This is a genomic window from Cupriavidus necator (assembly GCF_016127575.1).
Lineage (GTDB): Bacteria > Pseudomonadota > Gammaproteobacteria > Burkholderiales > Burkholderiaceae > Cupriavidus > Cupriavidus necator_D.
This window is the reverse complement of record NZ_CP066019.1, coordinates 948,910-973,233: the sequence shown is the minus strand read 5'-3', so window position 1 is coordinate 973,233 and position 24,324 is coordinate 948,910. Positions and strand designations below refer to the sequence as shown.

General features: G+C 67.1%; 26 protein-coding genes and 1 pseudogene. 17 read left to right on the top strand and 10 right to left on the bottom strand.

Annotated elements, in window-relative coordinates; genetic code table 11:
- Positions 1-9: 9 nt before the first annotated feature.
- Genes I6H87_RS23420 through I6H87_RS23410 form a run of 3 tightly spaced genes read left to right on the top strand, consistent with a single transcriptional unit; the run spans position 10 to position 3,375 of the window.
- On the top strand, positions 10-1,326 hold the full coding sequence (locus tag I6H87_RS23420; RefSeq protein ID WP_011616892.1) for a DUF1254 domain-containing protein: 1,317 nt from the start codon (positions 10-12) through the stop codon (positions 1,324-1,326).
- Positions 1,323-2,303, top strand: a complete 981-nt coding sequence (locus I6H87_RS23415) for a Bug family tripartite tricarboxylate transporter substrate binding protein (RefSeq protein ID WP_011616891.1) — start codon at positions 1,323-1,325, stop codon at positions 2,301-2,303. Before I6H87_RS23420 ends, I6H87_RS23415 begins: the two co-directional genes overlap by 4 nt.
- 58 nt (positions 2,304-2,361) lie before the next feature.
- On the top strand, positions 2,362-3,375 hold the full coding sequence (locus tag I6H87_RS23410; protein WP_010809643.1) for a Bug family tripartite tricarboxylate transporter substrate binding protein: 1,014 nt from the start codon (positions 2,362-2,364) through the stop codon (positions 3,373-3,375).
- Between the two features lie 16 nt (positions 3,376-3,391).
- Here I6H87_RS23410 and I6H87_RS23405 read toward each other — a convergent pair whose 3' ends face one another.
- The 4 genes and pseudogenes from I6H87_RS23405 to I6H87_RS23395 all read right to left on the bottom strand — a co-directional run bounded on the left by I6H87_RS23405 (position 3,392) and on the right by I6H87_RS23395 (position 6,285).
- Entirely contained in the window at positions 3,392-4,582 is a 1,191-nt protein-coding gene (locus I6H87_RS23405; protein ID WP_010809642.1) for a M24 family metallopeptidase, read from the bottom strand.
- 11 nt (positions 4,583-4,593) lie between these two features.
- The gene (locus I6H87_RS34750) at positions 4,594-5,124 is read right to left on the bottom strand and encodes a tripartite tricarboxylate transporter substrate binding protein (RefSeq protein WP_255266283.1); all 531 of its coding nucleotides are present in this window, start codon (positions 5,122-5,124) and stop codon (positions 4,594-4,596) included.
- A gap of 92 nt (positions 5,125-5,216) precedes the next feature.
- Positions 5,217-5,513, bottom strand: a pseudogene (locus I6H87_RS34745) (Bug family tripartite tricarboxylate transporter substrate binding protein); the annotation flags it as partial.
- Between the two features lie 166 nt (positions 5,514-5,679).
- Positions 5,680-6,285, bottom strand: a complete 606-nt coding sequence (locus I6H87_RS23395; protein WP_011616890.1) for a TetR/AcrR family transcriptional regulator — start codon at positions 6,283-6,285, stop codon at positions 5,680-5,682.
- Between the two features lie 117 nt (positions 6,286-6,402).
- Between I6H87_RS23395 and I6H87_RS23390 the strand changes: the two genes are divergently transcribed.
- Positions 6,403-6,894, top strand: coding sequence for a flavodoxin family protein (locus I6H87_RS23390; protein WP_010809639.1), 492 nt, complete (start codon positions 6,403-6,405; stop codon positions 6,892-6,894).
- A 48-nt stretch (positions 6,895-6,942) separates the two neighbouring features.
- Here the strand turns inward: I6H87_RS23390 and I6H87_RS23385 are convergent, their stop codons facing one another.
- Positions 6,943-7,152, bottom strand: coding sequence for a hypothetical protein (locus I6H87_RS23385; RefSeq protein ID WP_041688042.1), 210 nt, complete (start codon positions 7,150-7,152; stop codon positions 6,943-6,945).
- 356 nt (positions 7,153-7,508) lie between these two features.
- Here I6H87_RS23385 and flhC point away from each other — a divergent pair, with 356 nt between their 5' ends.
- The 3 genes from flhC (at position 7,509) to I6H87_RS23370 (ending at position 10,023) form a co-directional block, all read left to right on the top strand.
- Positions 7,509-8,120 (top strand): flagellar transcriptional regulator FlhC, encoded by a 612-nt coding sequence (flhC, locus tag I6H87_RS23380; protein ID WP_011616889.1) that lies wholly within the window; start codon positions 7,509-7,511, stop codon positions 8,118-8,120.
- 130 nt (positions 8,121-8,250) lie between these two features.
- Positions 8,251-8,628 (top strand): hypothetical protein, encoded by a 378-nt coding sequence (locus I6H87_RS23375; RefSeq protein WP_010809636.1) that lies wholly within the window; start codon positions 8,251-8,253, stop codon positions 8,626-8,628.
- Between the two features lie 516 nt (positions 8,629-9,144).
- The gene (locus I6H87_RS23370; protein WP_010809635.1) at positions 9,145-10,023 is read left to right on the top strand and encodes a lipid A biosynthesis lauroyl acyltransferase; all 879 of its coding nucleotides are present in this window, start codon (positions 9,145-9,147) and stop codon (positions 10,021-10,023) included.
- A 7-nt stretch (positions 10,024-10,030) separates the two neighbouring features.
- Here the strand turns inward: I6H87_RS23370 and I6H87_RS23365 are convergent, their stop codons facing one another.
- On the bottom strand, positions 10,031-10,867 hold the full coding sequence (locus tag I6H87_RS23365; protein WP_010809634.1) for an IclR family transcriptional regulator: 837 nt from the start codon (positions 10,865-10,867) through the stop codon (positions 10,031-10,033).
- A gap of 109 nt (positions 10,868-10,976) precedes the next feature.
- Here I6H87_RS23365 and I6H87_RS23360 point away from each other — a divergent pair, with 109 nt between their 5' ends.
- The 4 genes from I6H87_RS23360 to I6H87_RS23345 all read left to right on the top strand — a co-directional run bounded on the left by I6H87_RS23360 (position 10,977) and on the right by I6H87_RS23345 (position 15,206).
- The gene (locus tag I6H87_RS23360; RefSeq protein ID WP_011616888.1) at positions 10,977-11,747 is read left to right on the top strand and encodes an enoyl-CoA hydratase/isomerase family protein; all 771 of its coding nucleotides are present in this window, start codon (positions 10,977-10,979) and stop codon (positions 11,745-11,747) included.
- A gap of 13 nt (positions 11,748-11,760) precedes the next feature.
- Positions 11,761-12,951: a CaiB/BaiF CoA transferase family protein gene (locus I6H87_RS23355; protein ID WP_011616887.1), complete on the top strand. Its 1,191-nt coding sequence runs from the start codon at positions 11,761-11,763 to the stop codon at positions 12,949-12,951.
- Between the two features lie 21 nt (positions 12,952-12,972).
- Positions 12,973-14,139, top strand: coding sequence for an acyl-CoA dehydrogenase family protein (locus I6H87_RS23350; RefSeq protein ID WP_011616886.1), 1,167 nt, complete (start codon positions 12,973-12,975; stop codon positions 14,137-14,139).
- A 62-nt stretch (positions 14,140-14,201) separates the two neighbouring features.
- Positions 14,202-15,206: a Bug family tripartite tricarboxylate transporter substrate binding protein gene (locus I6H87_RS23345; RefSeq protein WP_011616885.1), complete on the top strand. Its 1,005-nt coding sequence runs from the start codon at positions 14,202-14,204 to the stop codon at positions 15,204-15,206.
- Positions 15,207-15,227: 21 nt separating this feature from the next.
- Here the strand turns inward: I6H87_RS23345 and I6H87_RS23340 are convergent, their stop codons facing one another.
- Positions 15,228-16,121 (bottom strand): LysR family transcriptional regulator, encoded by an 894-nt coding sequence (locus I6H87_RS23340; protein WP_011616884.1) that lies wholly within the window; start codon positions 16,119-16,121, stop codon positions 15,228-15,230.
- Between the two features lie 133 nt (positions 16,122-16,254).
- Between I6H87_RS23340 and I6H87_RS23335 the strand changes: the two genes are divergently transcribed.
- From I6H87_RS23335 to I6H87_RS23315, 5 genes are all read left to right on the top strand, one after another.
- A complete protein-coding gene (locus I6H87_RS23335) occupies positions 16,255-17,808 on the top strand; it encodes an AMP-binding protein (RefSeq protein WP_011616883.1) in 1,554 nt (517 codons plus the stop codon).
- Positions 17,809-17,819: 11 nt separating this feature from the next.
- Entirely contained in the window at positions 17,820-19,004 is a 1,185-nt protein-coding gene (locus tag I6H87_RS23330; RefSeq protein WP_011616882.1) for an acyl-CoA dehydrogenase family protein, read from the top strand.
- A gap of 63 nt (positions 19,005-19,067) precedes the next feature.
- Complete coding sequence (locus tag I6H87_RS23325; protein WP_011616881.1) at positions 19,068-20,060, top strand: tripartite tricarboxylate transporter substrate binding protein; 993 nt, start codon at positions 19,068-19,070, stop codon at positions 20,058-20,060.
- A gap of 79 nt (positions 20,061-20,139) precedes the next feature.
- Positions 20,140-21,282 (top strand): CaiB/BaiF CoA transferase family protein, encoded by a 1,143-nt coding sequence (locus tag I6H87_RS23320; RefSeq protein WP_011616880.1) that lies wholly within the window; start codon positions 20,140-20,142, stop codon positions 21,280-21,282.
- 379 nt (positions 21,283-21,661) lie between these two features.
- Positions 21,662-21,844, top strand: coding sequence for a DUF1484 family protein (locus I6H87_RS23315; RefSeq protein WP_010809624.1), 183 nt, complete (start codon positions 21,662-21,664; stop codon positions 21,842-21,844).
- A 219-nt stretch (positions 21,845-22,063) separates the two neighbouring features.
- Here I6H87_RS23315 and I6H87_RS23310 read toward each other — a convergent pair whose 3' ends face one another.
- The gene (locus I6H87_RS23310; RefSeq protein ID WP_011616879.1) at positions 22,064-22,288 is read right to left on the bottom strand and encodes a DUF2188 domain-containing protein; all 225 of its coding nucleotides are present in this window, start codon (positions 22,286-22,288) and stop codon (positions 22,064-22,066) included.
- A 100-nt stretch (positions 22,289-22,388) separates the two neighbouring features.
- A complete protein-coding gene (locus tag I6H87_RS34490; protein WP_081050364.1) occupies positions 22,389-22,655 on the bottom strand; it encodes a GDCCVxC domain-containing (seleno)protein in 267 nt (88 codons plus the stop codon).
- Between the two features lie 151 nt (positions 22,656-22,806).
- Between I6H87_RS34490 and I6H87_RS23305 the strand changes: the two genes are divergently transcribed.
- A complete protein-coding gene (locus I6H87_RS23305) occupies positions 22,807-23,247 on the top strand; it encodes a MerR family transcriptional regulator (RefSeq protein ID WP_010809622.1) in 441 nt (146 codons plus the stop codon).
- 150 nt (positions 23,248-23,397) lie between these two features.
- On the opposite strand, the gene I6H87_RS23300 is transcribed toward I6H87_RS23305, so the two are convergent.
- On the bottom strand, positions 23,398-24,261 hold the full coding sequence (locus I6H87_RS23300) for an alpha/beta fold hydrolase (protein WP_011616877.1): 864 nt from the start codon (positions 24,259-24,261) through the stop codon (positions 23,398-23,400).
- Positions 24,262-24,324 lie beyond the last annotated feature (63 nt).

Below are 24,324 nucleotides of genomic sequence, written 5' to 3'. Positions count from 1 at the left end.
GAGCGCGCCATGGAACACCACGACAACCTGCTCGGCACGCTGGCGTGCGACGCGGTGCGCTACACGCTGCCGCTGTACGAGATGGCGCGCATGCGTGCCGCCACCTGCCCGCGGCGCGATGGCGCCGGGGTCTTTGCCGGCGACGGGCCCGACACAACGCTGCGCTGGATCAACACGGTCACGCACGTGCGCACGCTGCTCGGCCCGCAGCACCGGCAGGTCGTCACGCCGAACAACGACACGCTCTACACCAATGCGTGGCTCGACCTGTCCGGCGGCCCGCTGCTGCTCGACGTGCCCGACTGCCGCGGCCGCTACTACGTGCTAGGCCTGCTCGACGCCTATACCAACCCGTTCGGCTATATCGGCACCCGCACCACCGGCACGCAAGGCGGCACCTGGCTGCTGCATGGGCCAGCCTGGCGGGGCGAGGTGCCGGCCGGCGCAACGCCGCTGCCCTGCCCCACCAACGCGGTCTGGATCATCGGCCGCATCCTGGCCGATGGCGAAGCCGATTTGCCGGGTGCACATGCCCTGCAGGACGGCATCCGCCTGCGCCGGCCGGACGGCACCAGCGCAGCAACCGTATTCGATGCTGGCATGCAAGCCGGCGAGCGGCCGGCCGATCCCGACCGCTACGCCGCCGTCGTCACCCGCATGCTGCGCGAGAACCCGCCACCCGCGGCCGAAGCGGAACTGGTCCGCAGCTTTGCCCCGGCCGGCATCGGCAGCAACGCGCCGCTGACCGGGGCACAGCGCGCGGCGCTGGCCACCGCGCTGACGCAGGTTGACGCGGAACTGGCCGCGCCCAGGGTCTCCGCGCTGGGCGGCGGCTGGTTCCTGCCGGTGGAAATCCGCACCTCGTTCGGCACCCACTACGCTCTGCGCGCCGAAGTGGCGCGCAACTACATCGGTGCGCTGGGCGTTGAGGAAGCCATGTACCTGATGGCCGATTGCGATGGCGACGGCTTGCCGCTGGACGGCAGGCGCCAGTATGAACTGGTGTTTCCCCGGCAAGGACTACCCCAAGTGGGCGCATTCTGGTCGCTGACCATGTACCGTAAATCGGACTGCATGCTGGTCGAGAACCCGCTGCAGCGCTACTCGCTGGGCGACCGCTCGCCGGCCCTGCGCCCGGCGCCCGATGGCAGCCTGCGCATCGTGCTGGGCGCGCAACCCCCTTCGGAGAACGCCCTGGCCGGCAACTGGCTGCCGGCACCCGCGGAGCCGTTCTATGTAGCGTTGCGCCTCTACGTGCCCGGCACCACGCACCTGGAACGCACCTTCCGCTATCCACCCATCCGCCGCATGAAGGAAGCATCATGAATCGGACCACAATCTTCGCCCGGGCCGTGCTGACGGCCGGCCTGGCGATGCTGTGCCTGGCCAGCCCGGCGCAGGCGCAAACGTATCCGTCGCGGCCGGTCAAGCTGGTGTCGCCATATGGCGCCGGCGGCTCCAATGACATCTCTGCCCGCATCCTTGCCGAGGCACTTGGCCACAAGCTGGGCCAACAGGTGGTGGTGGAGAACAAGCCTGGCGCCGGCACGCGCCTGGCCACCGAGCAGGTGGCCCGTGCCGCGCCGGACGGCTACACGCTGCTGTGGGCTGCCGCGCCCTTCGCCATCAATACCGCGGCAGGCATCGCCCAGCGCTACGACGTCCACAAGGACTTCGTGCCGGTGGGACCGCGCGTGCTGGGCCCGGTCTTCCTGATCGTCAATGCCAGCTCGCCGGCCCGCACCGTGTCCGACTTCGTGCGCATGGCCCGGGACAAGCCGGATGGCGTGACGCTGGCCTCCCCGGGCGCAGGCTCCGGCCCGCACCTGACCGCCGAGCTATTCGGGCAGGTCGGCAAGTTCCAGCTGCTGAATGTCCATTACCGCGGCGACGCCACCGCCTATACCGAACTGCTGGCCGGCCGCGCGGACGCCACCCTGACCGCCATCACCTCGGCGCTGCCCTTTATCAAGGCCGGCAAGCTGCGCGTGCTGGCAGTGGCCTCGGAACAGCGTTCGCCGGTCTATCCGGATGCGCCCACCTTTGCCGAGCAGGGTTACCCGGGCATGGTCGGCTACGGCTGGTTCGGCCTGGTCGCGCCGGCCGGCACGCCGCCCGCCGTCTCCGAGCGCCTGAACCGCGAGGCATCGGCCGTGCTGGCCGATGCCGAGATCCGCAAGAAGCTGCTGGGGCTGGGGCTCGAGCCGCAGCCAGAGCCGGGCAGCGCGTTTTCCGCCTTCATCGACCAGGAGATCGGCAAATGGGGCAAGCTGATCAAGGCGCGCGGCATCAAGCTGGAGTGAGACTTCCCCTTCGACGTAGGGCAACACGGACCATCCATCCCAAGGAGACAACGCCATCATGACGACCGCTGCCCACCTGCTGCGCGGCCCGCTGCTGCAAGCCGCCCTGCCCCTGCTCACCGTGCTGGCCCTGGCCGCCGCGCCCGCCCCGGCCGGCGCACAGGGCGCCTACCCGGCCAAGCCCATCCACCTGATCGTCGCCTACCCGCCGGGCGGGCTGACCGACACGCTGGCGCGCACCATCGGCGATGGCCTGTCGCGCCAGCTCGGCAAGACGGTGGTGGTGGAGAACAAGGGCGGTGCCGGCGGCATCATCGGCACCGACTACGTCGCCAAGTCGGCGCCTGACGGCTATACGCTGCTGATGACCATTCCCGGCCCGATCACGTCCAACCTGGCGCTGTACAAGAAGCTGCCCTACGATCCGCGCACTGAGCTGCGCCCGATCTCCGACATCGCCACCGCGCGCACCGTGCTGGCGGTCAACAGCAGCGTGCCGGCCAAGACCGTTGCCGAACTGCTGGCCTATGCCAAGGCATCGCCGGGCAAGCTGCGCATGGGGTCGTGGGGCGCGGGCACGCAGCCGCATACGATCCAGACCTACATCGCCAGGCAGTACCAGGCTGACATGCTGCATGTGCCCTACCGCGGCGAAGGGCCCATGGTGACCGACCTGCTCGCCGGCCAGGTCAACGTGACGGTGGGCTCCGTGACCGCGCTCAAGCAACACTTCGCCACCGGCAAGCTGCGGCCCCTCGCTGTCACCGGCACGCGCCGCGCACAGGGCCTGCCAGACGTGCCGACCTTCGCCGAGGCCGGCTACGCCGACGAACCGTTCCGGCTGACCGGCCCGATCACGCTGATGGCGCCCGCGAAGACGCCGCAGGACATCATCGACCGCCTGGGCCGCGAGACCGCCAGCCTGGTCGCCAGCGCCGACATGCAGCGGCGCATCGTGGACATGGGCGCGGAACCGCTCGGCAATACCCCGGCACAGGCAGAGGCGGCGTACAAGGCGTACCTGCCGGTGGTGCTCAAGCTGACGGCGGATACGGGGGTGACACTCGACTGAGCTACGCTGCGGGCGCCTAGTCCACGGTTGCGTATTCCAGCGTCTTCGGCGTCTTGATGATGACCTCCGGCTGGTCGCCAACCACCACGGTATCGTCCAGCCGGAAGCCGCCAAGGCCGTAGACATAGAGGCCCGGCTCCGCCGAATACACCTCTCCCGCAAGCAGCGGGCGGGTATTGAAGGCCATGTCCTCCGGGTATTCATGCAGCATCAGACCGACCGCGTGGCCGGTGCGATGAAAGACATAGTCCCCGCAGCCGGCCTGCTCGATCACAGCCTGCGCGGCCGCATCCATGTCGCAGACGCGCTTGCCGACCACCGCCGCGGCAACGGCAGCGTCGGTGGCCTTTGCCGCAACCTGGTAGAACCGCGCCTGCTCGTCGCCGGGCCGGCCGCAAAACCAGGTGCGCTCATTCTCGACATACAGCCCGTTCAGGCGCGGCAGCACCAGGTTGACGATGGTGTCGCCGGCGGAAATCCGTGCGCCGCATCCGGCGCCATCGCCATGCGGCGATGCCGAAGCTGGCCCGGTCAGCGTCCAGCATTTGAGGATGTCGAAGTCCTCGCCCGGAAAGCGCCGCGCCGCCTCCTCCGACATCAGCGCCGCCATGGCGTGGTCAAGCTCCTGCACCAGCCGGCCTGGCCGGAAGTTCTCGCGGTAGCGATCCTGCACCCAGTCTGTCAGCGCACCTAGCTCGCGCATGACCTGCAGCTCCTCCGCATGCTTGACCCAGCGCAGGCTGCGCATCTCCGCCATGGCGGGCCGCAGCGTGAGTTCAGGCAGGCAGCGCTGCGCACCGGCCAGGATCGGATGCTGGACGTCGACCGCAATCCGCGACATGCCGAGCCCCCTGGCCCCCAGCAGCGCGGCAACCACTTCCGGCAGCTGCGCAGGCAGCGGCAGGCGATTCGAGACACGGGGATGCTCGGCGTAGTAGGTGACATCGGCAAGCCAGACCGAGCCCTTCCCGGTCGCAAAGCGCATATGGTTGGTCGACAGCTCGTTCATGACCGCGAAGGTGTCGCCATTGCGCGGCACCACCACGAACACCGGGCGCTCCCACGGCCAGACATCGAGCTGGAAATTGGTCGCGTACTGGAAAAAGTCAGGCGTGCCGAACACCAGCGCATCGACGCGCAGCTTGTCCATCAGCCTGTGCATCGCCGCCAGGCGATAGCCTTGTACGGCCTTGGTGAGATGTGCCATGGCAGCGGTCCTCAGAGAGAAATGGCAAGGTTGCGGATGATCGGGCCCCAGGTATCGGCGTCGCGCTTCATATAGCGCTCCACCTCGGACGGCGGCCCCTTGATTGCATCCAGGAACTGGAAGGCAAGCTTCCCCTGGAACTGCGGGTCGTCCAGGATCTGGTTGATGTCGGCATTGACCTTGCGGATAACGCCTGCAGGCGTGCCTGAGCGGGCCACGATCGCGTACCACCCGGGTACCTGCACGTCATAGCCAAGCTCCTTGAAGGTGGGCACCGCGGGCAAAGCCGGCTGCCGCTTGTCGCCGGTGACCGCCAGCGGTATCAGCTTCTTGCCGGCGATGTAAGGCTGCACGCCCGCGAGCACGTTCATCATCACCGGGGTCTGCCCGTTCATCAGGCTGGTCGAGCCGCCGCTGCCATTGAACGGCACGTGCTGCAGCCGGACTCCGGTGCGTTGCGCGACCAGTTCCATCGCCAGGTGGGTGGAGTTGCCGATGCCGCCCGACGCGAAGCTGATCTCGCCGGGGCGAGCCTTGGCCATCCGCACGAAATCCTGGAACGTATAGCCTTGAGCGACGGCGCCGCGACAAAGACAAAGGGCGAGTTGGCGAGCATCGCCACGCCAGTCAGGTCCCGACCCGGGTTATAGGGCAGCTTCGGATACAGGAAGGGATTGAAGCTCAGGTTGGAAACGCCGGCGAAGAACAGCGTGTAGCCATCGGCGGGCTGCCCGATCACATAGCTGATCGCCAGCGTCCCGTTGGCCCCGGGCTTGTTCTCCACCACCACCGGCTGGTTCCAGGCACGGCTGAGCTTTTCCGCGAGCGCGCGCGCCAGCACATCATTGCCGGTGCCGCCGGCCTGCGGCACCACCAGCCGTACGGGCTTCGAAGGGAAGGTTTGCGCCTGCCCGATCCCTGGCAGCGCCATCGCCACCGCAGTCCCGGCCACCCAGGCCAGTAGTTGTCGCCGATCCATATTGCACCCTGTTGGTTTGCCACGATTCGCCTCGTTCGCAAGGCGTGGGATGCAATGTACCACGTGGTACACGAATGGGAAAAATCGGGGTTTACGCGGATTTCCGGGGAAAAAACCGTTACTTGCCGGTTTGGGGAAGCGCCGCCATCCTGGCGGCGAAGTACTTCAGCGCGGCCGTCGTGCCCTTGCGGTCACCCGTGGTGACCAGGTCCAGCAGCAGTCCGCGCATGGTGGCAAGTTCCACGCGCGCGCGCAGCCCGGCCTCGGCAGCGCCGAGGCCGAGGTCGCGCTGCAGGCGCGTCGCCAACGTGGTTGTCCAGCTGCCGACCACGTCTTCCAGAAAGCCGCTGAAGCGCTCGCGGTCGCGGATGGCCTTGCCGTAGATCTCGAACATCAGCTGCATGATCGGCAGGTAGCCTGGGGCGGAATAGCGCTCCCACGCCGCTTCCATCGCGGCTTCGGGAGCCATGCCTTCCACCATCACGCGCTCGCGGGCGGCCTGCTCCGCATGGCGGATGCGATGCAACAGTGCCTGCCAGAAGCCATCCCCGGAGCCGAAGTAGTAGATCAGCATGCGGTGGCTCGTGCCGAGCGCATCCGCCACGCTGCGCAAGGACAGATCGCCCAGGCCATTGGCGAGAACATGATCGGTGGCGGCATCCAGCAACTGGATGGCCTGCTCGCTGGCGGAGCGGTCAAGAGCGGGGGCTTTGGCTTTCGGCATGACGGGGTGGCACGTGCGCCGGGCGCGCAGGATGGCTGCCCCGGATTCTACGATAACTGTCGTCGCCGGCCTGCGTGATACAGTCTTCAGCGTACGGCACACCGCCCCCACGCAAGCATGAAAACGCTGCTGATCGTCTATCACACCATGACCGGAGGCACCCGGCAGATGGCCGAGGCCGCCGCTGGCGCGGCCCGCCAGCAGCCCGGCATCACGGTCGTACTCAAGACCGCTGCCGAGGCAGGCCCGGACGATGTCCTTGGCGCCGACGGCTATCTCTTCGCCACGCCGGAGAACCTGGCCGCCATGGCAGGGATGATGAAGGACTTCTTCGATCGCTGCTATTACGCCGCGCTGGACCGCATCAACGGCCGCCCCTACGCCACCATGATCTGCGCCGGCAGCGATGGCCAGAATGCGCTGCGCCAGATCGAGCGCATCGCCACCGGCTGGCGGCTCAACGCCGTGGCGCCGGGGCTGATCGTCTGTACGCATGCGCAGACACCGGAGCGCATCCTTGCGCCCAAGCAGATCGAAGCCGGGGACTTGGCGCGTTGCGCGGAGTTGGGTGAGGGGTTGGCAGCGGGATTGGGGCTTGGGGTGTTCTGATGGCACGCCAGGTGCCGTACCGCGCTATCGGGCGGGGCGGGCCTGTTCTCAGGCAGCCAGTGGTGTGATGCCGCTCGGGGTGTCATTGCCGCCCCCTTCCTCCTGCACGATCAGCGCGACGCCACGCCGCCTGGCCGCAGCCATGCCGATACTGACGGCGATTTCGCGATCCTCGCAGTGCACCAGGCCCTTGCGGGCACTTTCGACCGCCAGTTCCCAGCCTTGCGCCGTCTGCCTGATCAGGAAGTTCGCAGCCATGGGTCGCTCCGTCGTTGGTGTTCTTGCAGCGTAGTCCATTGGCCTGCCAATGAAATCGGCGTCAGTCCGATAGCGTGCGGGCACTTCTCCTACACCGGGGTGGGGACGGTTAAATCCAGGCGCCGTACCTGACACACAATAATCGCGGAAATATGATTGTTGATGCATGTCATGGTTATAACGCCCCGATCGATCCAAAAATCCTCCTCGACTACGAGAAACCTGAGCCCCGGACCCGCGAGGAGCCGTGCCGCGCACGGTGACACGCCGGGTCATGATTATCGGTGACAGGCCCGGGCAAGCCGGATCAGCAACCGGCTTGCCCGCGCCCATTCCCGATATATCGGAGGAGAACAATGGATGTACACGATATCGCCGGCACGGCTGTGGCCGGCTCACCGGCCCCGGTTCCGCGCGCCAGGCCCCCGCGTCCCGGCAAGAGCATGCTGCAGGATGTTGAGCAGATCCGCCTGGCAATCGAGATGATCGGCCTGGGCGCCCGCCTGCAGGTGCTGGAGTCCGAAGTGTCTCTGCCACGCGTGCGCCTGATCCGGCTGTACAAGGAGCTGTGCGGGGTGTCGCCGCCCAAGGGCATGCTGCCGTTCTCCACGGACTGGTTTGTCTCCTGGCGCCCGAATGCCCATGCCTCGATGCTGCTTGGCGCCTACCGCTTCATGACCAGCCGCGGCAGCCTGGACGGGATCCGCGCGGTCTTGTCCAGCTACCGCATGTACCGCGAACAGCTGTGCGCCACCGGCGAGGCCTCGCAGCTCAGCTTTACCCGCGCCTGGACGCTGGTGCGCTTCTATGAGCGCGGCATGCTGCGGCTGGCGCGCTGCAGGGACTGCCGGGGCGAGTATGTCGTGCAGGCCGACGATGCGCGCCACCGCTACGTCTGCGGACTGTGCTTGCCGCCTGCGCGCGCAGGCAAGGGCCGCAAACCCGCGCCGGCGGCGTTGGCCGGCTGACGCCGCGCAAGGCGTCCCAGTGTCTGCCGCCGCACAGTCCGGTGCACGGCAGGCTTCCATGATGAGTGCTACTGCCATCCAGGCCGCCGGCGTTTCAGGCCGGCCCCGCTTGTACCAGGGAGCCTCGCCCATGTTCAGGATCACCATGCTTGGAAAAAAGACCGGCGCGGCCGCGCCCGACAACAATGACCACAACACCGCCGAATCTCCCGCTCCGGGTGCACCTGGCGAGCCGGGCAAGACGATGCCGGAACAGCTGGCGCAAAACCTCAAGACACAAGGCGATGCCATGATCCAGTATGGCGCGCGCCTGCTGGTGATGCGCGAGCTGCTGTGCTCGCTGACCACAGGCCTGCCGCCGGCGGCGCGCGCCAGCGCCGAGCAGCGCTTCCGCCAGCGCATCAACCAGTTGATGTCGCTGACCGACGACCATGTCCTGCCGGCGGAATTCCACCGCGCCCTGCTGGCCGAGGTCAATTACTACCTGGGCGAATTGAAAAAACCCTGAGCAATTCCTGCCCGATAATCCCGCCGGTCATTATTGCAGGCGTGACGACGCCGCCTGCGCGTATTATTCAGCGCCATTTTCCCTTCCCCGGATCGCACCCCGGCACAGTCGGAAATGCCCTGCCCCGGCCCGAGCATTTCCGCTGAATCACCCAGGCGCTGCAATAATCTCCCCCTGTTTGCTACTGGTAGTAACCGTCATCGCCGGGCAGCTGCCATCGTGCTACAGTGCGCCCTTCAGAGAAAGCTTGCGCAGCGACGCATAGCGCACCCACGCCGCCCTTCGGCCCGCGCGCCGTGCCGGGGGCGCCGCCCTGGCGTCCCGCCTTGCTTTGTCAGCCTCCGACGCGCACACCGTGCCGCGCCAGGCGCCGGGCATATGCCGGGGGCCGGCCCTCGCTCTTCCCGTCGTTCGGGTGCACCCCGTTCGCCACCAGCCAGTGGCGCCGAATTATTGCCGCGCAGCCGCCTGCCCGGGGCCTTTGCCCGAGCCGCCGCTGCCGCTCCTAGGATCTACATGAAACACCGGCTCCAGGCTGCGCTCACCATCGCAGTCTTCAAGCTCGTCGCCGCCCTGCCGTACGGTGTCACCGCACGCCTGGGCGATGCGATCGGCAAGCTGCTGTATCGCATCCCCAGCCGCCGCCGGCGCATTGTCCATACCAACCTGTCCCTGTGCTTCCCGGACATGGATGCAGACACGCGCGACAAGCTGGCACGGAACCACTTCGGCCACGTCCTGCGCAGCTACCTGGAGCGCGGCGTGCAGTGGTTCGGCAGCGCCGAGCGCCTGGGCAAGCTGGTGGAACTGGACTCGCGCATCGACCTGGCCTCGTGCGCGGAGCATCCGACCATCTTCATGGGCTTCCATTTCGTCGGCATCGAGGCCGGCTGCATGTTCTATTCGATGCGCCACCCGGTGGCCTCGCTGTACACCAGGATGTCCAGCCAGATGCTGGAAGACATCTCGCGCACGCAGCGCGGGCGCTTTGGCGCCGAGATGATCCCGCGCAGCGGCAGCGGCAAGCAGGTGGTGCGCACGCTGCGCGCCGGCTGCCCGGTAATGCTGGCGTCGGACATGGATTTCGGCATCAACGATTCGGTGTTCGTGCCGTTCTTTGGCGTGCCGGCCTGCACGCTGACCTCGGCCTCGCGCCTGGCCAGCATGACCGGCGCGCGCGTGGTGCCCTTCACCACCGAAGTGCTGCCCGACTACCGCGGCTACCGGCTGCGCATATTCGACCCGCTGGAAGGCTTCCCCTCGGGCAGCGTCGAGGAAGATTCGCGCCGCATGAACGCCTTCCTCGAAGCCCAGATCGCCACCATGCCGGAGCAGTATTACTGGATCCACCGGCGCTTCAAGAACCGGCCCGCAGGCATGCCGTCGGTGTACTGAGCCCGGATTATCCGGCGGCGCGGCGCCAGGCCTCCTGGATGTCCGCCACCAGCCGCTCCAGCTGGGCCGCATAGCGGGCATTGTCGCGGCTGCGCTCGCTCTCGTTGAACGGGAAGCTGATATTGAGCCCGTAAAGCTGCTGGTCCGGCCCGGAAAATGCGGCCCCCACGGCCAGCAGGTGCCCGGGCTGGTAGGCCGCGGTGCAATAGCCGTGCCGCTGCGCCTGCGCGATGCCGCGCAGCACCTTGGCCCGCATGTTGATCCAGTCCTCGCCCTGGCGCGCGGCGATGCCGGCCAGCAGGTCCTCCCTCACCCCCTCAGGCTGCGCCGCCAGCCATGACAGCCCGATCGCCGTCATCTCCATCGGCACGCGGGTTCCCGGCACCACGCGCCGCGTGCGCGACACGCTGTCGCGGCTGTGCCGGATCGACGCCAGGTACACCATCTCCAGCTGGTCGCCCACGGCCAGCCCCACGTTGACCTTGCCGGCCTCGGCCACCTTGCGCATCAGCGGCAAGGCAATGTCCGGCGCGCGGCTGGACTGGTGGAAGGCATCGGCCAGGCTCAGCACCACCGGCGCCAGCCGGTAGGCGCGTTCGTTCACGTCATAGCGCAGGAAGCCGGCATCCACCAGCGAGCGCGTCAGCCGGCTGACGGTGGGGCGCGGCAGGCTGGTGCGCACCGCCAGCTCGGCATTGGTCAGGCTGGTGGTGCCAACACGGAAGGCCCGCAGCAGCACCAGCCCGCGCTCCAGCGACTGGCTGCCCGCGGTGTCGCGGGTAAAGCGGCCGGTCTGGTGCGTGACGCGGCGGGTGGAGGGCTCTGGCAGCACGGCGTCCGGCATCGCCAATAATTTCAGTTAGTGAAATTAGAGTATAGCGGTACGGCCGTGCGGCGCGAATACTGTGTCCATCCCGGCCCCCGAGCCGATCCACCACAGAGGAACGCCCCGCATGTCAGCCGACGCCAATATCCAGGTCACCCATGAAGGCCACGTCGCCCGCATCGTCCTGTCCCGCCCACCGCACAATTTTGTCGATGCCGACATCATGCGGCGCCTGGCCGACACCCTGCAGGCGCTGGACGACAACGAGAACTGCCGCGCCATCGTGCTGGCGTCCGGCGTCAGCGCCTTCTGCGCCGGGGCCGACTTCAGCGGCGCCGACCAGGGCGCGATAGCCAACGACCCGGGCGGCTTCTACGCGCATGCGATGAGGCTTTACCGCAACCGCAAGCCGATCGTGGCCGCGGTGGAAGGCGCCGCCATCGGCGCCGGCATGGGGCTGGCGCTGGTGGCGGACTTCCGCGTGACCTGCGCCGAGGCACGCTTCAGCGCCAACTTCAACCGGCTGGGCTTTCACCCCGGTTTCGGCATGAGCCTGACGCTGCCGCGGCTGGTGGGCGAGCAGCAGGCCGCGCTGCTGTTCTATACCGGCCGGCGCATCACCGGCACCGACGCGGTCGAGATCGGCCTGGCCGATGAACTGGTGGAAAAGGCGCAGGTCAATGCCCGCGCCATGGCCCTGGCGCAAGAGATCGCCGCCTCTGCCCCGCTGGCCGTGGAATCCACGCGCGCCACGCTGCGCGAAGGGCTGGCCGACCGCATCGCCGAGATCAACCAGCGCGAACTGGCAATCCAGCACGGACAGTTCCGCAGCGAAGACTTCCGCGAGGGCGTCGCCGCCATGGCCGCGCGCCGCGCCCCTGTTTTCAAGCGCCGTTGAAGGAGTGGCCCCGATGAGCGAACAAGACACCCGCGCCACGCCGGCCGGCCCGCTGGACGGCATCCGCGTGCTCGACCTCACCGCGGTCGTGCTCGGGCCGCTGGCCACGCAGGTGCTGGCCGACTTTGGCGCCGACGTGATCAAGATCGAAGGGCCCGAGGGCGACCTGATGCGCGCCAACGGCGTCTCGCAGCACGCCGGCATGAGCTCGATCTACCTGGCGCTGAACCGCAACAAGCGCTCGGTCGTGCTCGACCTGAAGACCCCCGAGGGCGCCGAGGCGCTGCGCGGGCTGATCGCCAGCGCCGACGTGCTGGTGCACAACATGCGCGTAGCCGCGATCGAGCGGCTGGGCTTCGGCTATGCCGAAGTGGCGCGCATCAATCCGCGCATCGTCTACTGCGTGGCCACCGGCTTCGGCCAGGACGGTCCGCACCGCGACAAGCCGGCCTTCGACGACATCATCCAGGCCGGCTGCGGGCTGGTCGCGCTGGGTTCCACCACCGGCGATCGCCCGGAGTACGTGCCCAGCCTGATCGCCGACAAGACTACCGGGCTGGCCCTGGCCAACGCCGTGCTGGCAGCCCTGCTGTGCCGCGAGCGCCACGGCGTCGGCCAGTCGGTGGAGGTGCCGATGCTGGAGACCATGACCGCGTTCGTGATGGCCGAGCACCTGGGCGGCCTGACCTTCGAGCCCGCACCCACAGGCGCCGGCTACGCCCGCCTGCTGCAGGGCGGGCGCCGACCCGCGCCGACCCGCGACGGCTGGATCTGCGCCCTGCCCTACACCGAGCGCCACTGGCAAGCCTTCTTCCGCGCCGTGGGCCGCGACGACCTGGCCGAGCGCTACGAGGTGGCCGACCGCGCGCAGCGCAACGCCAATATCCGCGCGCTGTACGGTCACCTGGCCGAGTTGACGCCGGCGCGCACCACCGATGAATGGATGGCGCTGTTCGAGTCGCTCGACATCCCCGCCACGCCGATCTACGGCCTGGACGCGCTGGTCGACCACCCGCACCTGCGCGCCGTCGGCCTGTTCCAGGAAACGCAGCACCCCACCGAAGGCCCGCTGCGCGAAGTGCGCCCCGCCGCGCGCTTCTCGGCCACGCCGCTGTCGCTGCGCCGCCATGCGCCGGGACTGGGCGAACACACCGCCGAAGTCCTGCAGGAGCTGGGCCTCGCCCAAGGCGTCAGCCAACCATAACGAATCAGCAGGAGACAGGGCATGAACTTTGAACTGGACGACGAACACCGGATGCTCAAGGACCTGGTCGCGCGCTTTGTGCGCGAGCAGCTGATCCCGCTGGAACCCGCGGTGCTGGCGCGCGAAGCCGCCGGCGGGCAGATGACGCTGCTGCCGGAAGAGCATGCGCGGCTCGACGCGATGTCGCGCGAACTGGGCCTGTGGGGCCTGGATGCGCCCACGGAGATGGGCGGCGCCGACCTGCCCACGGTGGCCATGGTGGGTGTCAACGAAGAACTGGGCAAGACCATCACGCCCTACGAATTGCCGCCGGACTCGCCCAACCTGCGCATGCTGATGCTGAGCGCCAGCGAGGCCCAGCGTGAGCGCTACCTGGCCCCTTACGCGCGCGGCGAGACCGTGTCGGCCATCGCCATTTCCGAACCCGGCGCCGGCGGCGACCCCGCCATGATGACCACGCGCGCCGAACGCGACGGCGAGCACTGGGTGCTCAATGGGCGCAAGATCTGGATCAGCCGCGCGGCACGCGCCGACTGGACCATCGTCATGGCCGTGACCGACAAGGCCAAGGGCGCGCGCGGCGGCATCTCGGCCTTTATCGTCGAGCGCGGCACGCCGGGCTTCCGGGTGGAGCGCCGCATCCCGATGATCGGCGGCGCATCGACTTACGAGGTGGTGCTGGAAGACTGCCGCATCCCCGCCTCGCAGCTGCTGGGCACCGAGGGCCAGGGCTTTGCGCCGATGCAGGCGCGGCTGTCCACGCGCCGCGTGCAGATGGCCGCGTGGTGCATCGGCCGGGCGCAGCGGGCGCTGGACATGATCTGCGAGTACGCGCCGCAGCGCCAGACCTTCGGCGCGCCGCTGGCGCAGCGCCAGGCGATCCAGTGGTGGGTGGCCGACGCCGCCACGCGCATCCACGCGTGCCGCCTGATGACCTACGAAGCCGCCAGCCGCATCGACGCCGGCGACGAGGCCCGCACGCAGGTATCGATGATCAAGGTATTCGCCACCGAGATGGCGTGGGACGTGATCGACCACGCCATGCAGACCTTCGGCGCGATGGGCATGACCAAGGAGCTGCCGCTGCAGCAGATGGCCAACGAGACCCGCCTGATGCGCATCTACGAAGGGCCCAGCGAGGTGCACCGCTGGGTCATCGCACGCGACCTGCTCGGCTTGCGCCGTTAGGCCCCCGCTTATCCCCTTGCACCGGCGGGAACACGCCGGGCATTCCACGCTCAGGAGACACCATGCAACAGGTTTTCCGTTCCCGCCGCCGCTTCCTTGGACTGGCTGCCGCCGCACTGGCGGCCATCGGCACCGCCACGCCGCTGGCGGCGCCCGCCGCCGAGTCCGCCGACGCCTTCCCGTCCCGCCCGATCCGCTTTGTCGTGCCCTTCCCTTCCGGCAGCGGCACCGACACCACCGCGCGCATGTTCGCCAAGAAGATCGGCGAGCTGACCGGCCAGGGCGTGGTGGTGGAGAACAAGCCCGGCGGCAACGGCTTCATTGGCGTGCAGACCGCGCTGAACGCGCCGCCAGACGGCTACACCGTCTTTATCGGCAGCAATTCCACGCTGTCGACCAACGCCGCCACCTTCCGCAAGCTGCCGTATGACCCGCTGACCGACTTTGCGCCGATCACGCTGCTGTCGCGCGGGCCATGCGTGATCATCGTGCCGGCAAGCTCGCCCTACCGCACGCTGACGGAACTGCTGGAAGATGCCCGCAAGCGCCCCGGCGCGCTCAATTACGGCTCGGGCTCGATCTCCTACACGCTCTACTCCGAGTGGCTCAACGACCTGGCCCGCATCAAGACCACCGCCGTGCCGTACAAGGGCGCTGGCGATGCCATCAACGGCGTGATGGCGGCCAATGTCGACTTCGCCGTGGTGGATGCCACCGGCGCCATCGAACTGGTCCGCGGCGGCAAGGTCCGCGCGCTGGCCTACACCGCACCGCAGCGCTCGCCGCTGCTGCCGGACGTGCCCTCCATCGCCGAAGCCGGCCTGCCGGACTTCCTGGCCTACAACTGGGTAGCCGCGGCGGTCTCGGCAAAGACGCCGCCGGCAGTGGTGAAACGGCTGCAGGACCTGTTTGCGCAGGCCGGCAGGGCCCCGGATGTGCGCGAGTACTACACGCGCCAGTCGACCAAGCTGATCCTGTCATCGCCTGCCGAAATGCTGCAGTACCAGAAGGACGAGATCCAGCGCTGGAAGCGGCTGGCGGAGGTGGCCAAGATCCCGCTGCAATAACCGCGTGGCCCTGCCGCTGCCTCAGCGGCTGTGCTCGCTCAGCAGCACCGTCAGGCGCTGCGCCAGCGGCGACAGGTAGGCGCCCTCGCGCGAGATCACGCCGATGTTCCGGCGCAGGTCCAGCTCCTCCACGCCCAGCGGCAGCACGCGCAGGCCGTGCTGCATGGCATCGCCGCCTTCATTGGCGATGCTCAGCATCTGCGTGCCCTGCATCAGCGCAAACAGCGAACTGCTGCCAAAGTCGATCTCGATGCGCGGCTGCGGCTCCGGCAGGCCGCGCTGGCGGAACGCCGCGTCCACCTGCTGGCGCAGCGTGATATGCCCTTCGGGCAGCAGCCATTCCTGGTCCGCCAGGTCCGCCAGCCGCAGCTTGCGCCGCTGCAGCAAGGCATGGCCCTCGTCCGCCACCACCACCAGCCGGTCGTCAAAGAGCGGCTGCACCGCCAGGCCGGTCGATGAGGCTGCCAACGGCGCCGGTGCCACCGCCACATCCAGTTCCCCCGCCGCCAGCAGGTCCAGCAGGTCGCGCGCCAGCCTGCGGCGCAGCCGCAGCCGTGCCACGGGACGCTCGCGCACCAGTTGCCGGCAAGCGCCCAGGATCACGTTGCCCGGGATCGACGGCGAATAGCCCACGCGCAGGATGCCCTGCTCGCCGGTGCGGATGCCCAGCATCTCCTTGATGCCGTCCTCGTATTCCAGCTGGATGCGCCGCGCCCGCTCCAGGAAGCGCGTGCCGGCGTAGGTGGCGGTCATGCCGTTGGCGGTGCGCTCGAACAGCGGCAGCCCGGCCTGGGTCTCCACCCGCTGCACCGCCTTGGTCAGCGCCGGCTGGCTGATTCCCAGCGCGTCGGCGGCACGGCCGATGCCGCCGTGCGCCGCCACGGCGAGGATGTATTCGATATCCCGCGTCTCCATTGCCTCACATTCCTGATGGTTATGGCTTTATAGCCAATACTTCATTGTGGTGATGCCAGCCATCTTACAGACTACGGCGCACGAGCACACGTAAAAGCGCTCACCGGAATCAACAGGCATCAACGGAGACAGCATGGGTTTCGCGTATTTCCTGCGCCGCGCCGCGCGCTACTGGGGCGACCAGCCCGCCATCCTCTACCAGGACCGGGTGGTGACCTATCGCCAGCTGGACCAACGCTCAACGCGCCTGGCCAATGCGCTGCTGGCACTGGGCCTGCAGCCCGGCGACCGCGTCGCGGTGCAGTCGCGCAACCGGCCCGAGCTGGTCGAACTGGAATGCGCGCTGTACAAGGCCGGCCTGGTCAAGGCGGCGCTCAACCCGCGCTTCACCGCGGCCGAGGCCAGCGACGTGGTCGGGAACTGCACCCCGCGCGTGCTGATCACCGGCCCCGGCTACACCGGCCATGCGCGCACCACGGCCGGCTTCGGCAGCATCGAGACCTTTATTGCCATCGGCGATGCGCCGGCGGGCTATGTCGAGTATGAAGCGCTGCTGGCCAATGCCGGCACCACGCCGCCTGACATCACCCCCGCCCCCGACGACCTGGCCGTGCTGCACTTCTCGTCCGGCTCCACCGGCAAGATCAAGGCTGCCATGCAGAGCTACGGCAACCGCATGGCGGCGCTGCGCAAGATGGTGTCCGGCATGGACCGCCCGGCCCGCCCCGGCGACCGGCTGGCGCTGATCGGGCCGGTCACGCACGCCTCCGGCATGCTGATGCAGCCCTACCTGTACCAGGGCGCCACGCTGGTGCTGTTCGAGAAATTCGAGCCCGCGCACTTCCTGGCCGAGGTGGCGCGGCTACGCATCACCCACGTGTTCATGGTCCCGGCCATGATCAACATGCTGCTGGCCGAGCCCACGCTGGCCCAGGCCGATCTGTCCAGCCTGAAGACTCTGGCCTACGGTGCCGCGCCAATGGCGCCGGCACGCATCCGCGAGGCCTGGGAGCGCATCGGCCCGATCCTGTCGCAGGGCTATGGCGCCAGCGAATCGACCTCGGGCGTCACACGTCTGTCCACCACCGACCATGCCGACGCCATTGCCAACCACCCTGAGCGCCTGGCCTCCTGCGGCCGCGCCCTGGGCGAGACCGAAGTGCGCGTGGTCGACGAGCAAGGCAAGGAGGTCGCCGTGGGCGAGATCGGCGAGCTGGTGATCCGCGGCGAAGACGTGTTCCACGGCTACTTCAACGAGCCCGCGCTGACGCGCGAGACCATCATCGATGGCTGGCTGCACACCGGCGACATGGCGCGCGTGGACGAGGCCGGCTACCTGTACCTGGTCGACCGCAAGAAGGACATGATCATCTCCGGCGGCTTCAACGTCTATCCGACCGAAGTGGAAGCCACGCTGTACCAGCACCCCGACGTACTGGAAGCCTGCGTCATCAGCGTGCCGGACGACACCTGGGGCGAAAGCGTCAAGGCCGTGGTCACGCTGCGCCCCGGGCGCGAGGCCACCGCGCAGCAGCTGATCGCGCATTGCCGCGAGCGCATTGCCGACTACAAGTCGCCGCGCTCGGTGGACTTCGTCGCCGAGCTGCCCAAGAACGCCAGCGGCAAGCTGGCCCGCAAGATCGTGCGCGAACGCTACTGGCAAGGCGTCGGGCGCCGTGTGAATTGAAGGAGCCCGCCATGTTCGATCACCTGACCAATCCCGTACTGCTGGAAACCCGCGCCGGCATCCGCCGCTTTATCGACGAAGAACTGCGCCCGCTGGAACAGGAACTCGGCCTGGGCTCTGAAGACCCGTGGCCGCGCGAGACCCTGCGCAAGGTCTGGCGCCGCTCCAGCGAGCTGGGCTTCTACGCCGCGTGCCTGCCGACATCGCTCGGCGGCAAGGGCCTGAACATCCAGGAGCAATGCGCGCTCAAGGCCGACCTGGCCGCCAGCGGCTCCACCCTGGCCGCGCACGTGCTGGGCGACCTGGGCGGCCCGCCGCGCGTGGGCAACATGCTCAAGTACGCCACGCCGGACCAGCTCAAGCGCTACTTCGAGCCCGTGATCCGCGGCGAGAAGTCGACCTGCTTCGCACTGACGGAAACGCATTCCGGCTCCGACGCGCAAAGCATCAGGACCTCGGCCGTGGCCGATGGCGACGAGCTGGTCATCAACGGCGGCAAGCACTACATCAGCGGCGCGCCGTTCGCCGACTTTGCCATCGTCATGTGCGTGACCGACGCCACCACCACGCCGCCGGCCATCACCGCGGTGCTGGTCGACCTGGACCTGCCCGGCGTGACGGTAAGCAACGAGTACGTGCCGATGTCGGGCCAGCATATCGACGGCGACATCCGCTTCGAGAACGTGCGCGTGCCGCGCGCCAATATCTTTGGCGGCGAAGGCAACGGCTTCAAGCTGGGCATGTCGCGCATCAACGTGAACCGCCTGCTGCACTGCCCCAGCATGCTGGGGCTGGCCACCAGGGCATATGAGTCGTCGGTGGCATATGCCGGCCAGCGCCGCCAGTTCGGCGGGCCGATCGCGCGCTTCCAGGCGATCCAGCACATGCTGGCCGACATGGCCGCCGCGCTGTGGGCCTGCGAGAGCATGATCACGCACACCGCCGCGCTGGCCGATGCCGGCGCCGACCTGCGCATGAAGGCTGCGGCGTGCAAGCTCTTTGTCTCGGAGCGCTGCTTCGAGGTGGCGGACAAGGCCGTGCAGATCCACGGCAACGTCGGCGTCACGCGCGGCCATCCGGTGGAGCAGACCTTCCGCAAGCTGCGCATGTTCCGCATCTTCACCGGCACCAGCGAGATCCAGCGCAACACCATTGCGCGCGCTATCCTTGAACCGCTGCAGCAGCAGAAGGCCTGACCGTGCCGGCGGCACGGTCGCCGCCGGCATGAACACCATAAGACAAGACCACGGAGACCAAGCATGAACCGCCGAAACTGGCTTGCCACCGCCGGCGCCGCCGCGCTGGGCAGCCTGCTGCTGCCGGCCCGCGCCGCCAGCGCTTCATCCAGCTACCCCAGCCGCCCGATCCGGCTGATCGTTCCGTTTATCGCCGGCAGCACGCCCGACAACGTGGCCCGCACGCTGTCGGCGGAGCTGGGCAAGAAGCTCGGCCAGCCGCTGGTGGTCGAGAACATGCCCGGCGCCGGCGGCATCATCGGCGCCAGCGCGCTGCGCCGGGCCGCGCCCGATGGCTATACGCTGGGCATACTGGCCAATGCGCACGTGATCAACGTGCACATGTACCGCAAGATGCCATACGATCCGATCCACGACTTCACGCCGATCACGGCCCTGTCCGGCGGACCGTCCGCGCTGGTGGTGCCGGTCTCGTCGCCCTACAAGACCGCTGCCGAACTGATCGCCGCCATGAAGAAAGCGCCGGGCAAGTTCAACTACGGCTCCGGCGGCAAGGGCAGCATCGCCCATCTTGCGGTGGAAACCATGCTGCACCAGACCGGCTGTGACGCCGTGCATATCCCTTACAAGGGTGCGCCGGAAATCATCACCGCCATGCTGACCGGACAAACCCAGTTCGGCATGCCGGTGCTCGGCACCGCAACGCAATACGTGCGCAATAACCAGGTCAGGGTGCTTGCCGTCACTGCGGCCACCCGTTCGCCGTTCTTCCCGGACGTGCCAACCATGGCCGAAGCCCTGCCCCCGGGCTTTGTCATCGACAACTGGAGCGGCCTGTTCGCACCGGCCAACTTCCCGGCCGAACTGACCCAGAAGCTGCATGCCGCCGTCGGCGCCCTGCAGACGGCCGGCGTGTTTGATGCCCAGCTCAAGGCCAATGCCGGCGAACTGCGCCGCAGCGCCTCGCCCGCGCAGTTCGGCACCATTGTCGCCAGCGACAACGCGCGTTACGGCGACCTGATGAAGTCGATCGGCATGCTCGGCGACCTGGGGTGAGCGTCCGGTCCGCCCCGCGCCGCACGCCACCTTCCGCACGTGCGGCACCCCTTCTTTCGTTCTCCCCCCAGGGCGCTGTATGAAGCCAGAATGGTCCTGCCTCAAGGACGTCACCATCATCGACGTCAGCCAGTTGCTGCCCGGTCCGCACGCATGCAGCCTGCTGCGGCAACTGGGTGCCGATGTCATCAAGGTAGAGCAGCCCGGCACCGGCGACACTGCGCGGCAGCTTGGTCCGACGGTGTTTGCACAGTTCAATCGCGGCAAACGCTCGGTAGCGCTGGACTTGAAGACCGATGCTGGCCGCGAAGCCTTCCTTGACCTGGTCCGCAATGCCGATGCCGTGGTGGAAGGCTTCCGCCCCGGCGTGATGGCGCGACTCGGGCTGGGCTATGAAGCACTGGCGGCGGTCAATCCGGCCATCGTGCTGTGTTCGGTCTCGGGCTTCGGCCAGACTGGCCCCTATGCCAGCCACGCCGGGCATGACCTGAACTACCTGGCGCTGGCCGGCTATTGGGCGACGCCGGTGCAGGTGCACGACAAGGTCTCGCGCCCGCGCGTGCGGGTGTCGGATTACGCCGCATCCGGCTACGCGGCGCTGTCGCTTGCAGTGGCGATCATGAGTGCGCACCAGAACGGGCAGGGGCAACATCTGGATGTCTCGATCCATGACGCGATCCTGTCGTGGACCGCCCATGGCGTCTGGGCCGCCCGCGGGCATGAGGCATCGCCGCAGGCATCCCCTACCGTGATGCCGGAGAACGATCTCTTCGAGACGCGCGATGGCCTGCATCTGGCGATGGGCATCCTCGAGAACAAGTTCTGGGTCAACCTGTGCGAGGCGCTGGGTGATGAGTTCCCGGCCCTGCGCGATCCGCGTTTTGCCACGCGTGCCGGACGGTACGGGCACAAGGTGGAGGTCAATGACCTGATGGCGGCGGTGTTCCGCACGCGCGACCTGGCCGAGTGGGAGGCGTTCTTCGGGCCGCTGGATATTCCGTTCTCGCCGTTGCTGGGGGCGACGGCGCTGTTTGAGGATCCGCATGTGCAGGCGCGGGAGGTGGTGCGGTCCGTACCCGCGGAAGGCGGGATTGCTGTGAATTTTCCGGTGAAGTTTTCGTTGGGGTTGCCGGAGGGGGAGGATTTTGTGGCTCAGGTGGGGGAGCATAGTGTGGACGGATCCCTGCCAAAGATCTTCGCTGGCGGGATCGGGAACGCATAATTTGGCTTAGTTCCATGCCGCGACCACCTCGCATTCCAAGACTCAACGATTTCCGACTCGCCTGAGTTGCCGCAAGCTTCGCGCGCCTCTTCCGAATGCGACATCTCTTATCGCCTGCATGACTCTGGCAGGAAATACTGGTTGCGTCATCGGATCGCCGGTGACCGGGCGTGGAAACCCGAGGTGTCTCCGGGCAGGAGAGTCGCATCCCATACGGCACTCCTGCGTGCTCGCATGAACGCATCGTTCCATGGCGGGCCAGGCGAGGCAGCCGCAAGGCTGGCTGGTTTTCCCGGAGACTGGTTTCCACCCTCGCAGTCTGGCCCGCCACCTTCACCTTCAAATGAGTGGCGCGCCTTAACCTGCTAAGGAGTCAGTAATGGTCGATGCAATCGAAACCAACGCGTGCCTGCATGAAGTGCGTGCCGGCATTGATGGCGTACTCGTACTGCTGGAGCAGCAAAGCGTGCGCTCGGAAGCGTGCTTCAGCGCGCTCTGCCTGCTTGAAATGGTGAAGGCAAAGCTGGATGCCTTGATGGCGGCCGGGCCGCTTGCGGGATAGCAATGCCTCTGGTCTGGCGGTGCTTCGGCACCGCCAGACAGTCCTCGTGGAAGCCGCATCAAGCGTGGCCGTTCGAGCGGATCTGCCGCACAGTATCTCCCCTCAAGGAATTTGGCAGGCACTGCCTGGCAAATGTGCGCCCAAAACATCACTTGAGCTCACCACCCTTTCCCAGGCGTTCTCCTTGCCCTTTTTCGCCGCTTCACAGCTAGTACGGCGTCACCGCCGCGCCTCCTGTTGCTCGTCGCCGCACGCGTTGCGCAATTGCACGTCCCCGTCGTGACGATGTATGTGCAATTCGGCGTTCTCTCGTCTGGCCACCCCCCAACCCGCAGCGATTGCCGCCTCCATGGTCGGAAATTTCTGGGCCTTTATATTGAGGCCGCCGAACTCCAATGCCCAGCCATCTTCTGCGGGCAGAACGCGAATGATCCGCGATTGCATAATGACCCCTCTCTGAATTCCCCGCGACGTATAACGGGCGTCGCGTAATGTCGAGCAAAAACATGTTCCGCTGGCAAGCGGAGCTGGGTAAGAGGCGGGATCATCCGGGGGGAACCGAATCGAGGGTACGTCGTGCATCGCTGTACCTGCGTCGGCGAACACACGAGCAGGAATGCTGCTGCATGGGCGGGCACCTTTCGCTGCCGTATGAGCAGAAGACGCAGCAATCACCGGCCTTGGGCCTTAGCATCGCGTGGCAGCACTCGCACTCATAGCACCACTGGCAGGCATCGATGGGCATGGTTTCTTCTTTTGCATGCGCGCACTTGGGGCAGGTGATGATTGACTGCAGCTTGACGGCGCTCATCATTTCTCTTTGCCTCACGGCCGATGGGCAGCAGACGGTCACCGTGCCTGGCGCTCCGATCCCTGTCGTTACCCATCGAAACGCAATCCGCCCTTCCCGTATGTGCGGTTTAGGCGTAGCGTAGGTCCGTACCAAGGTACGGAGTCAAGCGATGGAGCACACACTAACAATCGGGAAGCTGGCCAAGGCGGCTGGTGTTGGCGTGGAGACGGTACGCTACTACCATCGGTGCGGCCTGCTGCCGGTGCCGGAGCGTGCCTATGGCGCCATTCGACAGTATTCGCAGCAGAGCTTGCAGCGGCTTCATTTCATTCGCCAGGCCCAGTCGCTCGGGTTCACCCTGGATGAAATCCGGGTACTGCTGCGACAGAACGATGGCAGCACGTGCAGTACAGCCCGCGCGCTGGCCGAGCAAAAGCTCAGTCTTGTTGAGGAAAGAATGAAGGATCTGCGACGAATGCGAGCGGAACTGAAGAATCTCATTGGGCAATGCCACGCCAATGGCAATGAGGCTTCTTGTCCCTTGATTGACACCTTGTCTGCCAACATGAGAGCAGAGAACGCTCGTGACGCTCCATTTCGGCATCGGTGAACGAGGTACCCGCTGAGTCCGTCCGGTACACCGCTCGATGTGCCGGCGGTGTACATAGGAACGGTTGTGCCGGCCAAACGGCAAGCAGCGTGACGCGAGTTGCGCAACGTCCACCGTGGGCCGACACCGTTCCTGCACAGCGTCTTCCGCTCAGCGCAACGATCGGAACGCAGATCGTAGCTCCGCGCTGAACAGCTCCGGTTCTTCCCAAGCCGCGAAGTGACCGCCTTTGGCAACGCGGTTGTAGTAGATCAGGTTTGGATAGGCTCGTGCCAACCACTGCCTCGGTGGCCGGTAGACCTCGCCAGGGAAGACGGTCACTGCCACTGGAACGGTGATGGGGGAATTCCTTGCCGGGGCGGCACTGGTTTCCCAGTAGATCCGTCCGCTCGACCCGCCTGTATTTGTGAGCCAGTAGAGCGAGATGTTGTCAAGGATCGCGTCACGGTCCAGTGACCGCTCAGGATCGCCACGCGTGAATACCCAGTCGGCCTGCTTGTCATAGATCCACGCTGCCAGCCCCACTGGCGAATCGGCCAGGCCAAAGCCGATGGTCTGCGGCCGCGTTTGCATGATGGCCGCGTAACCGAATCCCTTGTTGAGGAAATCCCTCGCCTCATCGAACACCTGCTTTTCTTCGGTGGTCAGGTTTGCCGGCGCAGGCTCCCCGCTTTTCAGCGCCATGGCTATTGCTGGTGGCAACGTCGTGGCGCGCTCGATGCGGCTGACGTGGATGCCAAGCAGTCCTTCAGGCGCCAGACGGCCAAGTGCGTCGGAGATGATGGCGCCCCAGTCGCCTCCCTGCGAAACGTAGCGCGCATATCCGAGCCGCTTCATCAGCACGTCCCAGGTGCGTGCGATGCGATCCGGATTCCAGCCAGTGTCTGCGGGCTTCTGTGAAAAGCCGAAGCCGGGAATCGACGGAATCACCAGATGAAACGCGTCGTTCGCAGTGCCGCCGTGCGCGGTGGGGTCCGCCAGCGGGCCAAAGGTCCGTGGCAGAGGGGCGCTCATGTGTCGTGCGGGATCCCGTCGTCCTCAGACGAGGTCGGCTGCCCGGGCCCCGCTCGCAATGCG